Below are 17,793 nucleotides of genomic sequence, written 5' to 3'. Positions count from 1 at the left end.
CCGAACGCTATCCGGCAGGGCCGAGGACGAGGACGCCGTTGTGGCCGCCGAAGCCGAACGACTGGGTGAGGGACGGCCCGGGCTCCCACTTGCGGCCCTCGCCGGTCACCACGTCCACGGCGAGCGCCGGGTCGAGCGCGGTCAGGCCGACGGTCGGGGGTATCACGCCGTGTCGCATGGACAGGAGCACCGCGACCGCCTCGAACGCCCCGCCCGCGCCGAAGGCGTGCCCGGTGGCCCCCTTGGTGGAGGTCACCGGCGGGCAGTCCGCGAAGACCGACAGGATGGCGTTGGTCTCCGCCTCGTCGTTGCGCAGGGTGCCGGTTCCGTGGGCGTTGATCTGCCGTACGTCCTCCGGGCGCACCCCGGCGTCCTGGAGGGCCAGGCGGATGCAGCGGGCCGCGTCGGCGCCGGTGGGCGCGGGCATGGTGATGTCGTGCGCGTCGGCCGTGCTGCCGGAGCCGAGCACCTCGCCGTAGATGGTGGCGCCGCGCGCCACCGCCGTGTCCCATTCCTCCAGGACGAGCACCGCGGCGCCCTCGGCGATGGCGAAGCCGTCGCGTTCCGCGTCGAAGGGCCGGGTGCGGCCGGACGAGGACAGGGCCCGCATGTTGGTGAACCCCGCCACGATGGTCGGGGTGATGGCCGCCTCGGTGCCGCCGGCGAGGACCCGGTCGCAGGTGCCGTCGGCGATCATGCGTGCCGCGTGCCCGATGGCGTGGGTGGCGGCGGCGCAGGCGGTCTCCAGGCTCTCGCACGGACCCCGCCAGCCCTGGCGCATGGCCACGGTCGCGGCGGCGGCGTTGGCCATCATCATGGGCACGAGGAAGGGGGAGACCCGCCTGCCGCCGCGCTCGTGGTGGATGACGCTCTGCCGTTCGAAGGTGCTGACGCCGGCGAGGGCCGTGGCGACGACGACGCCGCTGCGTTCGGCGTCCACCTCCGTCAGGCCCGAGTCGCGGTACGCCATGTCGGCGGCCGCGACGGCGAACTGGGTGAACCGGTCGGTGTGCCGGGCCTCCCGGACGTCCAGCCAGGGTGACGGGTCCCAGTCCGTCAGTTCCCGGTGGCCGTCGGGCGGTGTCCGGAAGAGGCCCTCCCAGAAGGCCTCCGCCCCCGTGCCGCAGGCGCTCACGACACCGAGACCGGTGACCGCGACGCGGCGTGCGGACTCTGCCTCGCTCTTCATCAGGCGACCAGCGACAGGATCAGTCGGTGCAGGTCGCCGACGGTCTGGATCTCCTCGACGGACTCGTCGGGCACCGAGATGCCGAACTCCTCCTCGACGGCCATCACCAGCTCGACCTGGATCAGACTGCTGGCGCCCAGGTCGTCGGTCAGGTTCGCGTCCGGGGTCACGGACTCGGCCTTGACCTGCAGGACGTCGACGGCGCAGGTGGTGAGCCGGTCGAAAACGTCGTCGTTAGCCACGGGTGGCCAACCTCCCCCAAAATCAGATGAATTGTCTAGGTTTCATACTTTTCCAGCTTCCGCACCGCTGTGTCAGCGACGGAAGTCCGGAAGTCGTCAAGGTCACACTTCGGGCACGGGCTCCCGCACCGCACCGGCGGGCTTGCCGGCCCGGCCCTTGCCGCCCGCGCGAACCTTCGGCAGGACGACCAGGGCCAGGGCGATCAGCTCCAGCCCCGCGCCCGTCCAGGCGAGGGCGGCCGGCGAGAGCCGGTCGAGGACCGCGCCGCCGACCGCGCCACCGAGGGCGACGCCGAGGTACGACGCGGAGCTGTTGACGGAGATGGCCACGCTCGGGGCCGTCGCCGCCAGGTCCAGCACGCGGTGGATGGCGGTGGGCGGTTCGGCCCAGTAGACCGTCCCCCAGGCGACCGTCACGGCGAGGAAGACGGCCACCACCGCCACCGATCCGGAGGCGAAGAAGCTCGACAGCACCGCGAGCAGCGCCATGGTCACCGCGACGCCCGACACCGAGGCGGTGAAGGTGCGTTCCGCTCCGACGCGGTCGCTGAGCCGGCCGCCGACCGCGTTGCCGACCGCCCCCGCGACGCCGAAGACCAGCAGGACGATGCTCACCCGGGCGTCGTCCATGCCCGTGGTGGCGCGGGTGAAGGCCGCCAGGTAGGTGAAGACGGTGAAGCAGCCGGCGACCGCGAACAGATTGGCCAGGACGGCCAGCAGCACCGGGCGCTGCGCACCGATCCGCACCCGGTCCCGCATGCTGATCGCGGGCGGCTGCGGCACCGCGGGCAGGACCACGAACAGGCCGATGAAGACCGGCAGGGCCAGCACCACGACCAGCGCCAGCGTGAGGCGCCAGCTGCCGAGTTGCCCGACCAGCGTGCCGCCGGGCACGCCGAGTGCCGTCGCCACCGTCAGGCCGCCGATGATCATGGAGACCGCCCGTCCCCGGTACCGCTCCCCCGCGAGCGCCGTCGCGGTGGCCGCGGCGGTGTTCATGTAGAGGGCGGCGCTGATCCCCGCCAGGATCCGGGCCGCCATCAGCACCCCGTAGGTCGGGGCGAGCGCGCCCAGCAGGTTGGCGAGCAGGAAGGCCAGCATCGAACCGCGCAGCATGACGCGCCGGGACAGCCCGGCGGTCAGGGTCATCAGGACCGGCGCGCTGATCGCGTAGCTCAGCGCGAAGGCCGTGACGAGCTGCCCGGCCATCGGCTCGGACACGTCCAGCTCACCGGCGATGCGCGGAAGAATCCCGCTGATGACAAAGCCGTCCGTGCCGACGGCAAAGGAGCCGATTGCGAGAAGCGCCAGAATCACCTTGTGGGGCATGACGCCTCCCGGGGACCCTGCACGGGATCACGCACGTCAGGATCGCGAATTTCCCGGCCCCCCTTTCAAGTCGAGCCGGTCTCGTGAACCGGCTTTACGAACGGGGTTGTTCCGATCAACGTACCAGCAAGCATGTACCGACAAAAACGGCGAGGGCGTGAGGGCGATCACGCTCGTCGCTGGCCGAAATCGTCCGCCTTGCCGACGACTTGACCGGGAAGGACAGACGATTTCCGGTCAACCTCCCGCCGCACGCACTGCATGTGGCCTGAAACTACCGGCCGGTCGATATGGTCGGATCGCCTTGTCAATACCCGATTCCGACGAAGTGCCTGCAATGAGCGAACCACCAAGGTGCATTCCGCTTCGACGCCCGGCCGCGACCTGGACACGGCGGCGGCCCGTGCGCCGTCGTGCGCGGGGGTACGGCTGCGCCGCGGTCTCCGAGGTGGGCTGATGGGCCGTCAATATTGGCTTGCGGCGCGGGCATCGGAAGTGTGAGAACTGACGTGAGCTCACGGCCGCGGCAGTTACCGCAGGTCGCAGTGGGTTGAGTCACAGAGGGATGCATATTCGGCCCGGAATGACTAGCATCGAACGTTGGAACGGCCTTCCCGGACCGCAGCACAGGCCATCGACCAAGGCCATTTATGAACGTCCGGTGAAGATCCGAGCAGTGACAGACACAACGGGGGCTAGAAACATGTCACTTTCATCCGCATCGCCATGCCCGGCTTCCGCCTGAGCGTGCCGTCGTGCGCTCAATTCGGCGCAAACGATTCACCCATGAATCACCACCGATAGAAAAGTCGGTCAGCCGGTTCACCGTGCCCAAAAGGCCGGGCCGGCCGTCAAGGAGCTCGACCACATCGTGATAGACCTGCGGATCCTTCTCGTAGACAACTATGACTCCTACACGTGGAACCTCTTCCAGCTGATCTGGAAGGTGGCGGGTGTGCCGCCCGTCGTCGTGCGCAACGACGAGACGACGGCGGACGAACTGCTCGGCCAGGACTTCACCCACGTCGTGATCTCCCCGGGCCCGGGCACCGCGGCCAGGGACGAGGACTTCGGGCTGTGCCGGGACCTGCTGGAGCGGGCCACGGTGCCCGTCCTCGGAGTGTGTCTCGGCCACCAGGGCCTGGCCCTCGCCTTCGGCGGCGACGTGCGCCACGCGCCGGAGACCGTGCACGGCCAGACCAGCGGGATCACCCACACCGGGACCGGCGTCTTCGCCGACATCCCGCAGGGCTTCCGCGCGGTGCGCTACCACTCCCTCACCGTCACCGAGCCGCTTCCGGAGCACCTCGTCGCGACCGCCTGGTCCGAGGACGGCGTCCTGATGGGCCTGCGGCACCGCGAACGTCCCCTGCACGGCGTGCAGTTCCACCCCGAGTCGGTGGACAGCGAGTACGGCGAGGAGATCGTCGCGAACTTCCTGGGCATCACGCCCGCGCTCCGCTGGAGCGAACTGGAGGCGGACCTCGACGCCGAGGGCCTGTTCCTGCGCGCCTTCGCCGACAGCCCGTACAGCTTCTGGCTCGACAGTTCGCGCACCGCCTACGGGATGGGCCGCTACAGCTACCTCGGCTCCTGCGCCGGGGACGGCCTGGAGGTCCTGCGGGCGTACGCGGGGGCGGGGGTCGTGGAACGCGAGACCCACGAGGCCATGGAGCGGCTGCCCGGCACCGTCTTCGAGCACCTGCGGGCCGGTCTCGCGACCACGCCCGTACCGGCCGGCGCGTCACCGGTGCCGTTCGCCGGCGGCTACCTCGGCTACCTCGGCTACGGCCTGAAGGGGAGCGTCGGCATCGGCCGGGCCGGCAGCGGCGAGCGGCCGGACGCCGAGCTGCTTCGGGTCGACCGGTACGTGGCCTACGACCACGAGGCCGACCGGCGCTACCTGGTCACGGTGGGCCTGTCCGCCGAGGAGCACCGTGCCTGGTGCGAGGAGGTGCGCACGCTGGCGCGCCGCCCGCTGGTGCCCCGGCCCCGGCGCGAGAGCGCCCCGGCCGTACTGGAGCCGGGCGTCGACCGAGAGACGTACCTGCGCCACTTCGACACCGTGCAGCAGTGGCTGCACGACGGCGAATCGTACGAGGCCTGCTACACGTACCAGATCAGCGGCACCAGCGAGGCCGACCCGCTGGAGACCTACCTGCGGCTGCGGGCCACGAACCCGGCGCCCTACGCCGCCTACGTCCGGCTCGGCGAGCGCTCGCTGCTCAGCTCCTCGCCGGAGCGGTTCGTCACGGTCACGGGCAACGGCGAGGTGGAGGCGAAGCCGATCAAGGGCACCGCCCCCCGCCACGCCGACCCGGTGGCCGACGAGGCCGCCCGCGAGGCGCTGGAGACGGACCGCAAGATCCGCAGCGAGAACCTGATGATCGCGGACCTGCTGCGCAACGACCTCGGGCAGGTCTGCGACGCCGGCACGGTCCACGTACCCAAGCTGATGGCCGCGGAGTCCTACGCCACCGTGCACCAGCTCGTCACCACCGTGCGCGGGAAGCTGCGCGCCGACCGCGGCGCGGTCGACTGCGTGCAGGCGCTCTTCCCCGGCGGGTCGATGACCGGCGCGCCGAAGAAGCGGACGGTGGAGCTCCTTGACGACCTGGAGCCGGAGGAGCGCGGGGTCTACTCCGGCAGCCTCGGCTGGTTCGGGTTCGACGGGGCGGCGGACCAGTCCATCGTGATCCGCACCATCGTCTGGGAGGGCAACCGCGTGCGCATCGGCGTGGGCGGCGCACTGATCGTGCTCTCCGACGGCGAGGAGGAGTTCCAGGAGACGCGGCTCAAGGCCCGCGCGCTGCTGCGGGTCCTCGGCGTCGAGGAGCTGGACGGGGCCACATCGGGAACGGCTGCGAGGTACCAGGGATGAGCACGGTGGAATTCGAGACGGGCTACGAGACGGGGCCGGCCAGGCCCGAGGAGGCGCAGGCGGTGGCCGATGCCGTCACCGCGCTCCTGCGGGAGCTGCGCGGGGACGCCTCGCACACCGTCCCGGGGCTCGGTGCGGCGGTGGCGGACGCCATCGCCGGCCGGGACGGCGCCGGGGTGCTGGTCGCACGGGACGGGCAGGGACGGGTGGCCGGCGTGCTGGGGTACACCACCCAGACCGCGCTGCGGCTCGCCGCGCCGTACCGGCACGTGCAGGAACTGTGGGTGGAGCCCGGTCTGCGGTCCAAGGGCGTCGCCGCCCTGCTGCTGGCCGAGCTGGACGCGCTGTGCGCCGCCGACGGCGTGCGCCGGGTCGAAGTCTGCCTGCCGGCCGAGCAGTTCCCCTCGTATCCCCGGACGCTTGCCTTCTACGAGCGCTCCGGCTTCCGCGTCATCGGCCCGCGCGTGATCAAGGACCTGTCATGACCCTGCATGTGGTGGTACCGGAGGAGTCCGAAGCCCTGCCCTTCACGGTCGAGCCGGGCGGCGCCCAGGTGGCCAGCAAGGAGGTGCCCGAGCGGATCCACCGGATCCTGGCCGGGCTGCTCGACGGCGGGGCGGTCCTCGCGCCGCCCGGCGCGGACGACACGGTCCGGGCCGAGCGCCTCGCCGGGGCCGTGCACGGCAAGGAGCTGTTGGAGCACCTGCGCCACGGGGTGCCCGAGGGCGCGGACTCCGTCCTCGACGACGCGTTCGCGGCGCCCGGCCTGGAGCAGGAGACGCCCGTCACGCGCGGGGTCTGGCCCGCGGCACTGGGCGCGGCGGCCGCCGCGGTCCGCGCGGCCCTGCTGACGGCCCGCCGGGGAGAGCCCGCCTACGCGCTGGTGCGGCCCCCGGGCCACCACGCGGGTCCCGGGTGGTACGGCGGGTACTGCTTCCTGAACAACGCCGTCATCGCCGCCCGGACCCTCCAGGAGGAGGGCGCGTCCCGGGTCGGCATCCTCGACGTCGACTACCACCTGGGCAACGGCACGCTCGCCTGCGTCCAGGGCGATCCCACGCTGCCGTTCGCCTCGGTGCACTCCAGCCGGCCCGACGACTTCCCGTACGTCTTCGAGCCCGGTCCCGGCCTCTTCGGGGCGGGGTCCGACCCCGGCCCGGAAGGGTTCCTGGCGCTCGTCGGGGACGCCGTGGCGCACCTGCGCGGCCAGGAGGTCGAAGCCCTGGTGGTCTCGGTCGGCTACGACGTCCTCGCGGGCGACCCGCACGGCTCCTGGAGCCTGGCACCCGAGGTCTTCGGTCCCGTCGCCGCGCTCGTCACGGAGCAGCGGCTGCCCACCGTCTTCGTCCAGGAGGGCGGATACGGACTCCCCTCCCTGCGCGGCGCGGCCCGCGCCCTGGCATTGGAGGCCTCGCGATGAACGCGACCCCCGAAGAGCTCCTGCGGCCGTTCCGCGAGCGGCTGGAGGCACTGGACCAGCAGCTCGCGGAACTCGTGGCGGCCCGTCTGGCCGTCTGCTGCGAGGTGGCGGAGGTCAAGCGGGCCAACGGCATCCCGATGATGCAGCCGCAGCGGGTCACCGCGGTCCGCGAGGCGTACGCGGCCCGGGGCGAACGGCTGGACCTCTCCCCCGACTTCATGCGCTCCCTGGCAACCCTGCTCATCGACGAGGCCTGCCGCCTGGAGGACGAGATCATCGACGCTCCCGCGGCGGCCGGCGCGGAGGCACTGCGATGACCCTGACCTTCACCACCCTCGGACCCGAGGGCAGCTGCCACGAGAACGCCCTGCAGCACTACTTCGGGTTCCAGGGCATCGAGGACGACGCCAAGATCGACCTCACCATCGACCTGCACGAGGGGCTGGAGCGGGTGCGCCGCGGCGAGTCCGACTACCTCGTGCAGTGCAGCGCGCACCCCGAGGTGCACCTGCTCACCGAGCGGTACTTCAGCGAGGTCCACGTGGTGGACACCTTCGTCTACCCCACGAAGGAACTGGTGCTCCTCAGCCGCGCCGACGTGGAACGGCCCCGGTCGCTCGGGCTGGTCCCGGCGACCGCCGGCTACGTCGACGTGTCGCAGTGGGAGGAGGTCGTACCCGTGGCCTCCAAGCCCGTGGTCGGCGCCGAACTGCTGGCCGGAAAGTACGAGTCGGGGCTCACCCACCTGGAATACCTGGAGAAGTCGAACGGGGCGCTGCGCCTGGACCGCTACATCGGCGCCGTGACCACCACCTGGGTGGTCTACGGACGCCGCCCCCGGTTCTCCGGTGACGTCATCGGCACCAAGTGCCGCGCATACCTGCTGGGAGAGGACGCATGAGCGAGACCGCAACCCCCGCGCGGAAGATCCGCGTCTGTGACACCACGCTGCGCGACGGCGAGCAGACCTGCGGCGTCGCCTTCCAGGTCGAGGAGAAGGTGAAGATCGCCCGGCTCCTGGACGAGATGGGCGTCGACGTCATCGACGCCGGTTTCCCGGCCTCCTCGCAGGCCGACCAGGACGCCGTGCGCGGCATGGCAGAGCTGGGGTTGAACGCGCGCGTGGTGGCGTTCTGCCGGCCGACCCGTACCGAGATCGACCTGGCCAGGGCCTGCGGCGCGAACGCCATCTACACCTTCCTCCCCACCTCCGACGTGCACATGCGGGTCAAGTTCGGCGGTACGGACAGCTCGGTGCGCGACCGCCTCAAGCGCGAGATGGCCGACGGCGTCGCCTACGCCAAGGACCTCGGCATGTACGTCGGCTGCGGGTCGGAGGACGCCACCCGGACCCCGTACGACTACCTGGAAGAGGTCCTCGTACTCGCCCAGGAGAGCGGCGCGGACCTGGTCGGTGTCGCGGACACCGTCGGCTCGACCACTCCGGACGCCTTCCGCGCGCTCATCCAGCGGCTGCGCTCGCAGATCCACGTGACGCTCTCGCTGCACTGCCACAACGACTTCGGTCTGGCCACGGCCAACACGGTCGCCGGGATCCTCGGCGGCGCCGACGAGGTCCAGTGCACGATCAACGGCCTCGGCGAACGGGCCGGCAACGCCTCCCTGGAGGAGGTCGTGGTGGCCCTCACCCAGCTGTACGGCTTCGAGACGAACATCGACCTGTCCCGGCTCAAGCCCATGTCGAGCCTGATCGCCGACCTGTCCGGCATCGAGGTCAGCCCGATGAAGCCGATCGTCGGCGGGAACGCCTTCTCGCACGAGTCCGGCCTGCACGTGTCCTCCGTGATGAAGGACTCCACCGCCTACGAGCCGCTGCGGCCCGAACTGGTCGGCCACACCCGCCGGATCGTCATGGGCAAGCACTCCGGCAAGGGGATCATCTCCCACGTGCTGGACAAGCACGGTCTCGCCTACGACGACGCGGTCCTCGGCACGGTCCTGCGCGAGGTCAAGGAGGCGTCCGTGCTGACGAAGTCGAGCGTCACCGAGGCCCAGGTCATCGCGATCTACCACGAGCGAACGGCCATGGCGGTATGAGCGAGGAGCACGACACCGGCGCCTGGTTCGCGGACCAGGCGTTCTGGAGGGACTTCTACCCCCACCTGTTCTCGGCGGAGCGCGCCGCGCAGGCGGTGCGGATCGTGGAGCGGTCCCCGCTGTTCCGCTTCCCGTCCGGTGCCCGCGTCCTCGACCTGTGCTGCGGGCCGGGCCTGTTCACCGTGCCCCTGGCCCGGGCGGGCCACGAGGTCACGGGAGTGGACCTGAGCGCGCCGCTGCTGGAACGGGCCCGGACGAGCAGCCGGGACGCGGGCGTCGACGTCCGGTTCGTCGAGGCGGACATGCTCGCCTTCGCCGAGCCGGAGGCCTTCGACGCCGCCGTCAACATGTTCACCTCCTTCGGGTACCTGGACCGGCACGAGGACAACGTCCAGGTGCTGCGCAACCTGCACACCAGCCTCGCGCCGGGCGGGACCCTGCTCGTCGACGTCGTCGGCAAGGAGATCCTCGCGCGCCGCGACGAACGCGTCTCGCTGTCCGAGCTGGACGGGAAGGTGCTGGTCCAGCGCGACACCGTGCTCGACGACTGGAGCCGGCTGCGCAGCGACTGGTACTCCATCGAGGGCTCGCGCGCCGCCACGGGGTCGATGACCCTGCACCTCTACAGCGCCGCCGAACTGCGGGACATGCTGCGCAGCGCCGGCTTCGCCGGGGTCCGCTTCCACGGGGACTACGAGGGCGGACCGTACGACCACCGGGCCGAGCGCCTGATCGCGGTCGCCACGAAGGGCGTGGACGCCCGTGGGAACTGAGGTCGTCGTCATGCGGTCGGCGTCCGCCGCCGGCCGTGAGGAGTGGGACGCGCTCGTCCCGCCGGCGCAGGTGTACCTCTCGTACGACTGGCTGCGCGCGGTCGAGGAGTGCTTCGGTTTCGAGCTGGTCCTCTTCCTGCTGCGGGACGGCGGGAGCACGGTGGCCGGGGTACAGGGCCTGCTGGTCCGGGATCCGGACGCGTTCCCGTACCACGATCCGACGGGCGCCCTGTTCGGCGACTACGAGATGGACCACCTCCGGCAGGCGCTGGAGCGGGACCGGTCGCCGCAGGAGTCGGCCGAGGCGGGCGCACTGCTCGCCGCCGTCGTCCGCTCCGAGGCCGCACACACGCGTGCGGCGGGCTATCCGGCGCTCGTGATGACCAGCCCGTACGGGTACGCCAGCGACGTCCTCACCCTGCCCGGGACCGACCGCGAGGGCGCGATCGGCGAACTGCTCGCTGCCGTGGAGGCGTTCTGCAGGGCCGAGGAGATCCCCTCGCAGTCCTTCCTGTGGGAGTCCGGCGGGGACGCGGCCCTGCACCGGGCGCTCGCCGGCCACGGATACCTGGAGTTCCTCTCCGACCTGGAGTACGACCTCGACACCGGGTCCTGCGCCTCGCTGGAGGAGTACCTGGGGACCCTGGAGCGCAAGCGCCGTACGGTCGTCCGCGCCGAGATCCGCAAGTTCGGCGAGGCCGGGCTGTGCGTGGAGCGGATCGCGGACCCCGACCCGGCGCTGATCGCGCGCTGCGCCGAACTGTCCGAGGGGCAGCAGAAGAAGTACGGGCTGCCCGTCGACCGCGGCGCGATGGAGCGGCTGTTCACCGCGCTGCTGGCCGCCCCGGCGCTGGGACCCGCGCTGTACGTGGTGCGGCGGCGGGACGCGCGGGGTCCCGACGTCTCGGGCTTCCTGCTGTGCCTGGAGGCCGGGGGCGTCCTGCACCCCAAGTTCCTCGGCTTCGACGCCACCGCGGTGGGGGCCGGCTACGCCTACTTCAACCTCGTCTTCTACCACCAGGTCGAACGGGCCGTGGCGGGCGGCGCCCGCCGCATCTCGTACGGCATGGGCTCGGCGGACGCGAAGCGGCTGCGCGGCTGCCGCCCGGCTCCGGTGCGCGGATGGATCCGGTTCTCCTCGCCGGCGGCGCAGCGGCGGATCGAGCCGTACGTCGCCGTCTTCGACTGCCTCAAGAAACAGCTTCTCGGCGACCAGGATGGACGCGTTCAGCGATGACTCTCGTAAAGCAGCTCTTCGAGCACAAACTCGGCCGTCCCGTCAGCACCGGCGAGGTCGTGGACCTGCCGTTCGACCTGTGCTGGGGCAGCGAGATGACCGTCAAGTGGGCCCTTGACATCCTGCGCGACTCCGGCTTCGACGACGCGTACATCGCCGCGGGCCTCGCCGCGCAGCGGGAGAAGACCGCCTTCGTCTTCGACCACGTCGTCCCCACCCACACCGCCTCGATGGCCTCGATCCTCGTGGAGCTGCGCCGCTTCGCGCGCGAGCACGGGATCAAGGTGTTCGACGTCGGTTACGACGGCGGCATCCAGCACAAGATCCTCATCGAGCAGGGGCTGATCCGCCCCGGCGACGTCGCGGTCGGCGCGGACTCGCACAGCTGCACCGCGGGCGCGATCGGCTCGCTCGCCACCGGCATCGGCTCCACGGACCTGGCCATGGCGCTGGTCCGGGGCAGCTGCTGGATGCGCGTGCCCGAGGCGACGCTGGTCCGCTTCCGCGGGAGCCTGCGTCCGCACGTACAGGGCAAGGACGTGGCGCTGTACCTGTGCGGCCTGATCGGCGTGCACGGGGCGGTCTACCGCAGCCTGGAGTTCGGCGGCCCGGGTCTGGCCTCCCTGGCGATCACCGACCGGCTCTCGCTGAGCAACATGGCGGTGGAGATGGGCGCCAAGTACGGCCTGTTCCCCACGGACGCGGTGCTCGCGGACTACCTCGGCGAGGGGGTGGAGTACCCGTCCTTCACCATCGACGAGGACGACGCCGAATACGTCGACGTGATCGACATCGACCTGGGCCTGATCGAGCCGACGGTCGCGCTGCCGTTCTCCCCGGACAACGCCGTGGGCACCCACCAGCTCCAGCACCTGCTGCGCAACTGGGACGAGTACCAGGGCCGCGAGGACCTGATGACGGGCGTGGCGCCGCTGGCCCGGAGGGCCAACGAGAACGGCGAGATACCCGTCGACCAGGTCTTCATCGGTTCCTGCACCAACGGTCACCTGGAGGACCTGCGGGTCGTCGCGGACGTCCTGCGGGGCCGGCGCGTCCACGAGGGGGTGCGCACCATCGTCATCCCGGCCTCCCAGCAGGCCTACCGGGCGGCGATGAAGGAGGGCCTGATCGACGTGCTGATCGAGGCCGGCTGCTACGTGGAGTCCTCCAGCTGCGGACCGTGCATCGGCATCAAGTCCGGTGTGCTCGGCAAGGGGGAGGTCGCGATCTTCACCTCCAACCGGAACTTCCGCGGCCGGTGCGGTGACGTCGACGCCAGTGTCGTCCTGGCCAGCCCCGCCATCGCCGCACGGGCCGCGCTGACCGGTGTGCTCGCCCCGATCGGCGACCGCGGCGACTACTACGCCGACGAGGACGCGATGCGCAGCGGCATCGACGAGCTGTTCGCGCTGCACGCGGCGCGCGAGGGCCGGGCCCCCCTCACGGGCGGTACGGACGAGCTCCCCGCCGCGGCGCCGGGCGCGGGCGGGTCGGCGGGCGGCGGAAGCCTGGCCTGGGTGTTCGGCGACCACGTCAACACCGACGTGATCCTGCCGGGCGTCTTCTGCCAGATCCCCGACCCGGCCGAGTACAAGAAGCACATCATGGCCCACGCGGGCAACCAGCCGTTCCTCGACCACTACGCGGCGTCCGGGCACGACCTGCACGGTTCGGTGATCGTCGGCGGGATGAACTTCGGCTGCGGCTCCTCCCGCGAGAACGCCCCGATGGGCATCAAGGCGTCCGGCGCGCCGTTCGTCGTCGCGCACAGCTTCGCGCGGATCTTCTTCCGCAACGCCCTCAACATCGGCCTCAGGCTGGTGGAGGTCGGGGACTTCGCCTACGAGATCCGGGAGGGCGACCGGCTGGTCGTCGACGACGAGCGCGGCGAACTGGTCAACCTGACCCGGGGGACCTCCGCCCCCATCACCCCGCCGTCCGCGTTCGAGCGGGAGCTGCTCACCGCGGGCGGCCTCGTGGCCTACGCGGGCGCGCAGGTACGGGCGGAGGCGTCGGCCGTATGAGCAGCCTCGCGGTCATCCCGGGAGACGGCATCGGACCCGAGGTCATGGCCGAGGTGCTGAAGGTGCACGCGGTGGTCGAGGACGTCTTCGGCACCGGCCTGAAGACCGAGGTGCTGCCCTACAGCGCCGACTGGTTCCTGGAGCACGGGGACGTCGAGATCGACATCCGGGCCATCCGCCGCGAGCACCGGGCGGTGCTGCTCGGCGCGCTCGGCGACGCCCGGATCCCCGACAACCGGCACGCGATCCGCGTCATCGGAGGGCTGCGCCAGCAGCTCGAACTGGGCGTGAACCTGCGCCCGGTGCGCCTGCGCGCGCTCGCGCACTGCCCCCTCAAGCACGTGCGCGCCGTCGAGGACGTGGACCTCGTCATCGTGCGGGAGAACACCGAGGACGTCTACGTGGGCGTCGGCGGCACGGTCCGCGGCGGCAGCCCCGGACACGTCGCGATGGAGGTCGGCGTCCACACGCGCTGGGCGGTGGACCGGGTGGTCACGGCGGCCTTCGAGCTGGCCCGCTCCCGCCGCCGCCGGCTCACCCTGGTGGACAAGAGCAACGCGATGCCGAGCGCGGGCCCGCTGTGGCAGGGCCGCTTCCGCGCGATCGCCGCGTCCTACCCGGACGTGGAGTGCGACCACCTGTACGTCGACGCCGCGGCCATGGAACTGATCCGCGACCCGGCCCGCTTCGACGTGGTGGTGGCCGGCAACCTCTTCGGGGACATCCTCAGCGACGAGGCCTCCATGCTCGCCGGCGGGCTCGGGGTCGCGCCCTCGGCGAGCTACGACCCGGACGACACCGACTTCGCCGGCGTGTTCGAGGCGGTGCACGGAAGCGCCCCCGACCTCGTGGGTACGGGGCGGGCCAACCCGCTCGCGTCCGTGATGAGTTACTCGCTGATGCTGGACCGGCTGGGACTGCGCGCCGCGCACGCCGCCGTGGAGCGCGCCGTCGACGAGGTGCTGTGCGGAGACCTGTTGACACCCGACCTGGGCGGCACCGCGCGCACCGGTGAGGTGGGCGACCTGATTTGCCGGGCGGTCGCCCGGCACGACAAGGACTGAGAAGGATGAACGAACCAGCGAAGCTCATGTGGTGGCAGGGCAGCGTGGTCCCCTCCGGGGACACCGCCCTGACGCTCGCCAACCACAGCCTCCACTACGGGCTCTGCGTCTTCGAGGGCATCTCCGCCTTCCCCTCGGCGGAGGGCGGCCACCACGTCTTCCGGCTCGAGGAACACATGACCCGGTTCGCCGAGTCGTGCCGCCTGGTGGGGATCTCGCTCGCGCAGTCCCCCGCCGAGCTGGCCGCCGCCTGCCACGAGACGCTGACCGCCAACGGCCTGCGACGCGCCTACCTGCGCCCCATCGCCTTCCTCGGCGACGGGGTGCTGGGCCTCGCCCCGCCCGGCGCCGAGGCCCAGGTGGCGGTGCTGGCCTTCGACGTCTCGTCCTTCGACTCGGTGATCCGCGCGCAGCGGCCGCGGCTGACCCTGTCGTCGGTCGCCCGGCTCAGCCCGCACGCCTTCCCGACCAAGGCGAAGGTGTCCGCCGGCTACCTGGGGTCCCGGACCGCCTGGACGGACGCCCGCCGGCGCGGCTACGACGACGCACTGCTGCTGGACGACACGGGCTTCGTCGCCGAGTGCACCGTGCAGAACGTCTTCGGCGTGCGCGGCCGTACGCTGCTGGTGCCCGACTCCCCCGCCGCGCTCGACGGGATCACCGTGGCCTCCGTGATCGAGATCGCGGGCGGCCTCGGGTACGAGGTGGACCGGAGCCCGCTGCCCGCGGCGGACCTGGCGGCCTGCGACGCGCTGTGCGTGGCCAGCACCGCCGGCGGGGTGCGCCCCGTGCAGTGCCTGGACGACACCGTCTTCGACACGGACAACGCCGTGGTCGCCGAGATCGTCCGCGACTACCGGCAGGCCGAACTGGGCCTGCTGCCCGGCCACGAGCGGTGGGCGGCCCGTCCATGAGCGACACACGCGGCGACGCGCCCGTCGTCGACCTGTACGACCGCCTCCCCGAGGAGGCGCGCGAGCGGATCGACGCGCTCGGCCGGGAGCACTGGCGGCGGGGGCACGCGGGCGTGCCGCGCCTCGCCGACTCCTGGTGCCCCACCCGCCCCCTGCTGTTGGACGCCGACGCGTACGCACTGGTCGGCGCGGTCGCCGACCGTACGGCGGGCCTGGTGCTCCAGGCGTGCCTGCGCCGGGTGTCGACGGCCGGGGAGCTGCTGGAGGCGCTCTCCATGCCGCGGAGCCAGTTCCCGCTGCTCGACCCGGCCGAGGCGCTCACCGAGCGGCTGCTGACCTCGGTGCGCGCCGACGTGATGGTCGAGCGGGGCGTCCCCAAGGTCGTCGAGCTCAACATCGACGGGGCGATCGGCGGAGCCATCGAGGCCGACCTCGTCGCCGGGCAGTTCCAGGAGGTCTACTGCGGGCCGCCCGCCGGGGACCCGTCGGGGAGCCGGCTGCGCACCCCGCCGTCCGCGGTCGACGCGTTCTTCACCGAGCTGGTCTCCTTCCTCGGCCTGACCGAGGGCGGCTGCCTCGTCGTGCCCGTCTTCCGCGAGGACGGCCTCGACTACCTGGCGGACCTCGACGACTTCATCTCCTTCCTCGCCCCCATGGCCGAGCGGGGCAAGGCGCACGGCATCACGGTGGTGGGGTACCCGCTGGACGGGCTGACCCTCGACGACCGGCAGCGGCTGCGGGCCGGCGAGCACGTCGCGGACGGGGTGTTCCGGCTCTTCCTGCCCGTCGAGCAGGCCGGTCCCGGGCTCGACGCCCTGGGCGCGGCCCTGCGCGCGGGCACGGCCCGGATGTACACCCCCGAGGCGACCAGCCCGGTCAGCGACAAGCGGGCGCTGGCCTGGCTCTGGGAGGACCTCGACCTGCTCGGTCCGGACGACCGGGACTTCGTACGCCGGCACGTGCCGTACACCGTGATCGCCGGGGCGGAGGCCCTGGGCGAGGACCGGGCCTCGCTGGTGCTCAAGCCCGGCGACGGCTACGGCGGTACCGGGGTGACCCTGGGCCGCTCGGTGGAGCAGGAGGAGTGGCGGGAGCGGATCCTGGGAGCCGCCGTTTCGGGCGACCACATCGTCCAGCGGGTGGTGGAGGCCGACCTCGTCACCTTCGAGTTCGCGCACGAGACCACCGGGGAGATCCGCAGCGCCGCCGTCCCCTGCGTCCTCGGGCCGATGATGTACGGCCGCGGGCTCTCGGGGATCTACGTCCGGCACGGCAGTCCCAAGCGGGGCGACCTCATCAACACGCACCAGGGCGCTGCCTCCAACAGCGTGCTGATCGTGGAGAGTCCGACGGTCGGACGATGAACGCCGAAGGGACCCGCGCCCCCACCCTGCTGGACCCGTTGCGGCAGCGGAACTTCCGCTGCCTCGCGGGGGGCCGCATGGCCACCTACTTCGCCAACGCCATGGCACCGATCGTGCTCTCCTTCGCGGTGCTCGACCTGACCGGGTCGCTGATCGACCTCGGGATCGTGGTCGGGGCCCGGTCCGTGGCCAACGTGGCACTGCTGCTGTTCGGCGGGGTGATCGCCGACCGGCTGCCGCGCAGGCTGGTGCTCCAGGGGTCGAGCGTGGCGGCCGGACTGGCCCAGGCGGTGATCGCGGCGAGCGTGCTGCTCGGCTTCGCCTCGATCCCGGTGCTGGTCGTCATCAGCGTGATCAACGGCATGGTGTCCGCGCTGTCCCTGCCGGCCGCGGCGGCCCTCGTACCGCAGACCGTCCCGCACGAGATGATCCGGCCGGCCAACGCGGTCGTCCGGATGGCCGTCAACGCGGGCATGGTCCTCGGCGCCTCGACCGGCGGCATCGTCGTGGGCCTGGCGGGCCCCGGCTGGGGCATCGCCGTCAACGCGGCGGTGTTCCTGCTGGCCGGGCTGTGCTTCGCCGGGCTGCGGGCGGCGGGGACGCCCGCGGCGCCGGCCGGGCCGGCCCGGCCGCTGGCCGAACTGCGCGAGGGCTGGAAGGAGTTCACCTCCCGGACCTGGGTGTGGGTGGTCGTGCTCCAGTTCCTGGTCATCAACGCGGTGGTCTCCGGCGGGCTCCAGGTCCTCGGGCCGACCATCGCCGACCAGTCCTTCGGACGGACGACCTGGGGGCTGCTGCTCGCCGCGCAGACGGCCGGCGCGTTCGCGGGCGGCTTCCTCGCGGCCCGCACCCGGTCGCGCCACGCCCTGCGGATCGGCGCGGCCGTCGGGGCGTTCGAGGCGGTGCCGCTGCTCGCCCTCGGGACGACCTCGCACGTCGCCCTGCTGGTGGCAGCGATGTTCATCAACGGTGTGGCGCTGGAACAACTGGCCGTCGCCTGGGACGTGTCCCTCCAGGAGAACATTCCGCAGGAGCGGCTGGCCCGGGTCTACTCCTACGACGCGCTCGGTTCCTTCGTGGCCATCCCGATCGGGGAGGTGGCCGCGGGCCCGGTCGCGCTGCACGCGGGCATCGACACCACGCTCGTGACCGGCGCCGTACTCGTCGTCGCGGCCACCGGCCTCGCCCTGTGCAGCTCCAGCGTGCGCCGCCTGACCGTGAAGCCGGCCGCGCCGCCGCACCTGCCCGCCGGGGAGGTGGCCGCATGACCCCGGCCACCGCGGCACCACCGCAACGAA

At 72.0% G+C, this 17,793-nt stretch carries 16 protein-coding genes; 13 read left to right on the top strand and 3 right to left on the bottom strand.

Translation table 11 applies throughout. From position 1 onward, the window contains the following. Window positions 1–7: 7 nt before the first annotated feature. The 3 genes from IG86_RS0114870 to IG86_RS0114860 form a co-directional block, all read right to left on the bottom strand. Window positions 8–1,189 carry a beta-ketoacyl-[acyl-carrier-protein] synthase family protein gene (locus IG86_RS0114870; RefSeq protein WP_030820679.1) on the bottom strand — a complete coding sequence of 394 codons (1,182 nt, stop codon included), beginning with the start codon at window positions 1,187–1,189 and terminating at the stop codon, window positions 8–10. Next, window positions 1,189–1,431, bottom strand: coding sequence for an acyl carrier protein (gene acpP / locus IG86_RS0114865; RefSeq protein ID WP_030820677.1), 243 nt, complete (start codon window positions 1,429–1,431; stop codon window positions 1,189–1,191). The genes IG86_RS0114870 and acpP overlap by 1 nt, the downstream gene beginning before the upstream one ends. A 102-nt stretch (window positions 1,432–1,533) precedes the next feature. Then, window positions 1,534–2,760: an MFS transporter gene (locus IG86_RS0114860; protein ID WP_051785187.1), complete on the bottom strand. Its 1,227-nt coding sequence runs from the start codon at window positions 2,758–2,760 to the stop codon at window positions 1,534–1,536. Window positions 2,761–3,631: 871 nt separating this feature from the next. Here IG86_RS0114860 and pabB point away from each other — a divergent pair. Genes pabB through IG86_RS0114795 form a run of 13 tightly spaced genes read left to right on the top strand, consistent with a single transcriptional unit; the run spans window position 3,632 to window position 17,763 of the window. Next, on the top strand, window positions 3,632–5,641 hold the full coding sequence (gene pabB, locus IG86_RS0114855) for an aminodeoxychorismate synthase component I (RefSeq protein ID WP_051785186.1): 2,010 nt from the start codon (window positions 3,632–3,634) through the stop codon (window positions 5,639–5,641). Then, entirely contained in the window at window positions 5,638–6,126 is a 489-nt protein-coding gene (locus IG86_RS39940) for a GNAT family N-acetyltransferase (RefSeq protein WP_051785185.1), read from the top strand. Before pabB ends, IG86_RS39940 begins: the two co-directional genes overlap by 4 nt. Further along, the gene (locus IG86_RS0114845; protein ID WP_051785184.1) at window positions 6,123–7,061 is read left to right on the top strand and encodes an arginase family protein; all 939 of its coding nucleotides are present in this window, start codon (window positions 6,123–6,125) and stop codon (window positions 7,059–7,061) included. The genes IG86_RS39940 and IG86_RS0114845 overlap by 4 nt, the downstream gene beginning before the upstream one ends. Next, the gene (locus IG86_RS0114840) at window positions 7,058–7,378 is read left to right on the top strand and encodes a chorismate mutase (protein ID WP_051785183.1); all 321 of its coding nucleotides are present in this window, start codon (window positions 7,058–7,060) and stop codon (window positions 7,376–7,378) included. Before IG86_RS0114845 ends, IG86_RS0114840 begins: the two co-directional genes overlap by 4 nt. Continuing rightward, window positions 7,375–7,962, top strand: coding sequence for a hypothetical protein (locus IG86_RS0114835; RefSeq protein ID WP_030897156.1), 588 nt, complete (start codon window positions 7,375–7,377; stop codon window positions 7,960–7,962). Before IG86_RS0114840 ends, IG86_RS0114835 begins: the two co-directional genes overlap by 4 nt. After that, window positions 7,959–9,119, top strand: a complete 1,161-nt coding sequence (locus tag IG86_RS0114830; RefSeq protein ID WP_051785182.1) for a LeuA family protein — start codon at window positions 7,959–7,961, stop codon at window positions 9,117–9,119. The genes IG86_RS0114835 and IG86_RS0114830 overlap by 4 nt, the downstream gene beginning before the upstream one ends. After that, window positions 9,116–9,892 (top strand): class I SAM-dependent methyltransferase, encoded by a 777-nt coding sequence (locus IG86_RS0114825; protein WP_030820665.1) that lies wholly within the window; start codon window positions 9,116–9,118, stop codon window positions 9,890–9,892. The genes IG86_RS0114830 and IG86_RS0114825 overlap by 4 nt, the downstream gene beginning before the upstream one ends. Next, window positions 9,882–11,129 (top strand): GNAT family N-acetyltransferase, encoded by a 1,248-nt coding sequence (locus tag IG86_RS0114820; protein WP_030897153.1) that lies wholly within the window; start codon window positions 9,882–9,884, stop codon window positions 11,127–11,129. The genes IG86_RS0114825 and IG86_RS0114820 overlap by 11 nt, the downstream gene beginning before the upstream one ends. After that, window positions 11,126–13,153 carry a LeuD/DmdB family oxidoreductase small subunit gene (locus tag IG86_RS0114815; RefSeq protein ID WP_051785181.1) on the top strand — a complete coding sequence of 676 codons (2,028 nt, stop codon included), beginning with the start codon at window positions 11,126–11,128 and terminating at the stop codon, window positions 13,151–13,153. The genes IG86_RS0114820 and IG86_RS0114815 overlap by 4 nt, the downstream gene beginning before the upstream one ends. Further along, window positions 13,150–14,217 carry an isocitrate/isopropylmalate dehydrogenase family protein gene (locus IG86_RS0114810; RefSeq protein WP_030897152.1) on the top strand — a complete coding sequence of 356 codons (1,068 nt, stop codon included), beginning with the start codon at window positions 13,150–13,152 and terminating at the stop codon, window positions 14,215–14,217. Before IG86_RS0114815 ends, IG86_RS0114810 begins: the two co-directional genes overlap by 4 nt. 5 nt (window positions 14,218–14,222) lie before the next feature. Further along, window positions 14,223–15,131 (top strand): aminotransferase class IV, encoded by a 909-nt coding sequence (locus IG86_RS0114805; protein ID WP_030820656.1) that lies wholly within the window; start codon window positions 14,223–14,225, stop codon window positions 15,129–15,131. Continuing rightward, window positions 15,128–16,495: a hypothetical protein gene (locus IG86_RS0114800; RefSeq protein ID WP_157854826.1), complete on the top strand. Its 1,368-nt coding sequence runs from the start codon at window positions 15,128–15,130 to the stop codon at window positions 16,493–16,495. Before IG86_RS0114805 ends, IG86_RS0114800 begins: the two co-directional genes overlap by 4 nt. After that, window positions 16,492–17,763, top strand: a complete 1,272-nt coding sequence (locus IG86_RS0114795) for an MFS transporter (protein WP_030897148.1) — start codon at window positions 16,492–16,494, stop codon at window positions 17,761–17,763. The genes IG86_RS0114800 and IG86_RS0114795 overlap by 4 nt, the downstream gene beginning before the upstream one ends. Window positions 17,764–17,793 lie beyond the last annotated feature (30 nt).

The organism is Streptomyces virginiae, assembly GCF_000720455.1.
GTDB lineage: Bacteria > Actinomycetota > Actinomycetes > Streptomycetales > Streptomycetaceae > Streptomyces > Streptomyces virginiae.
This window is presented reverse-complemented; position numbering and strand designations above follow the sequence as displayed.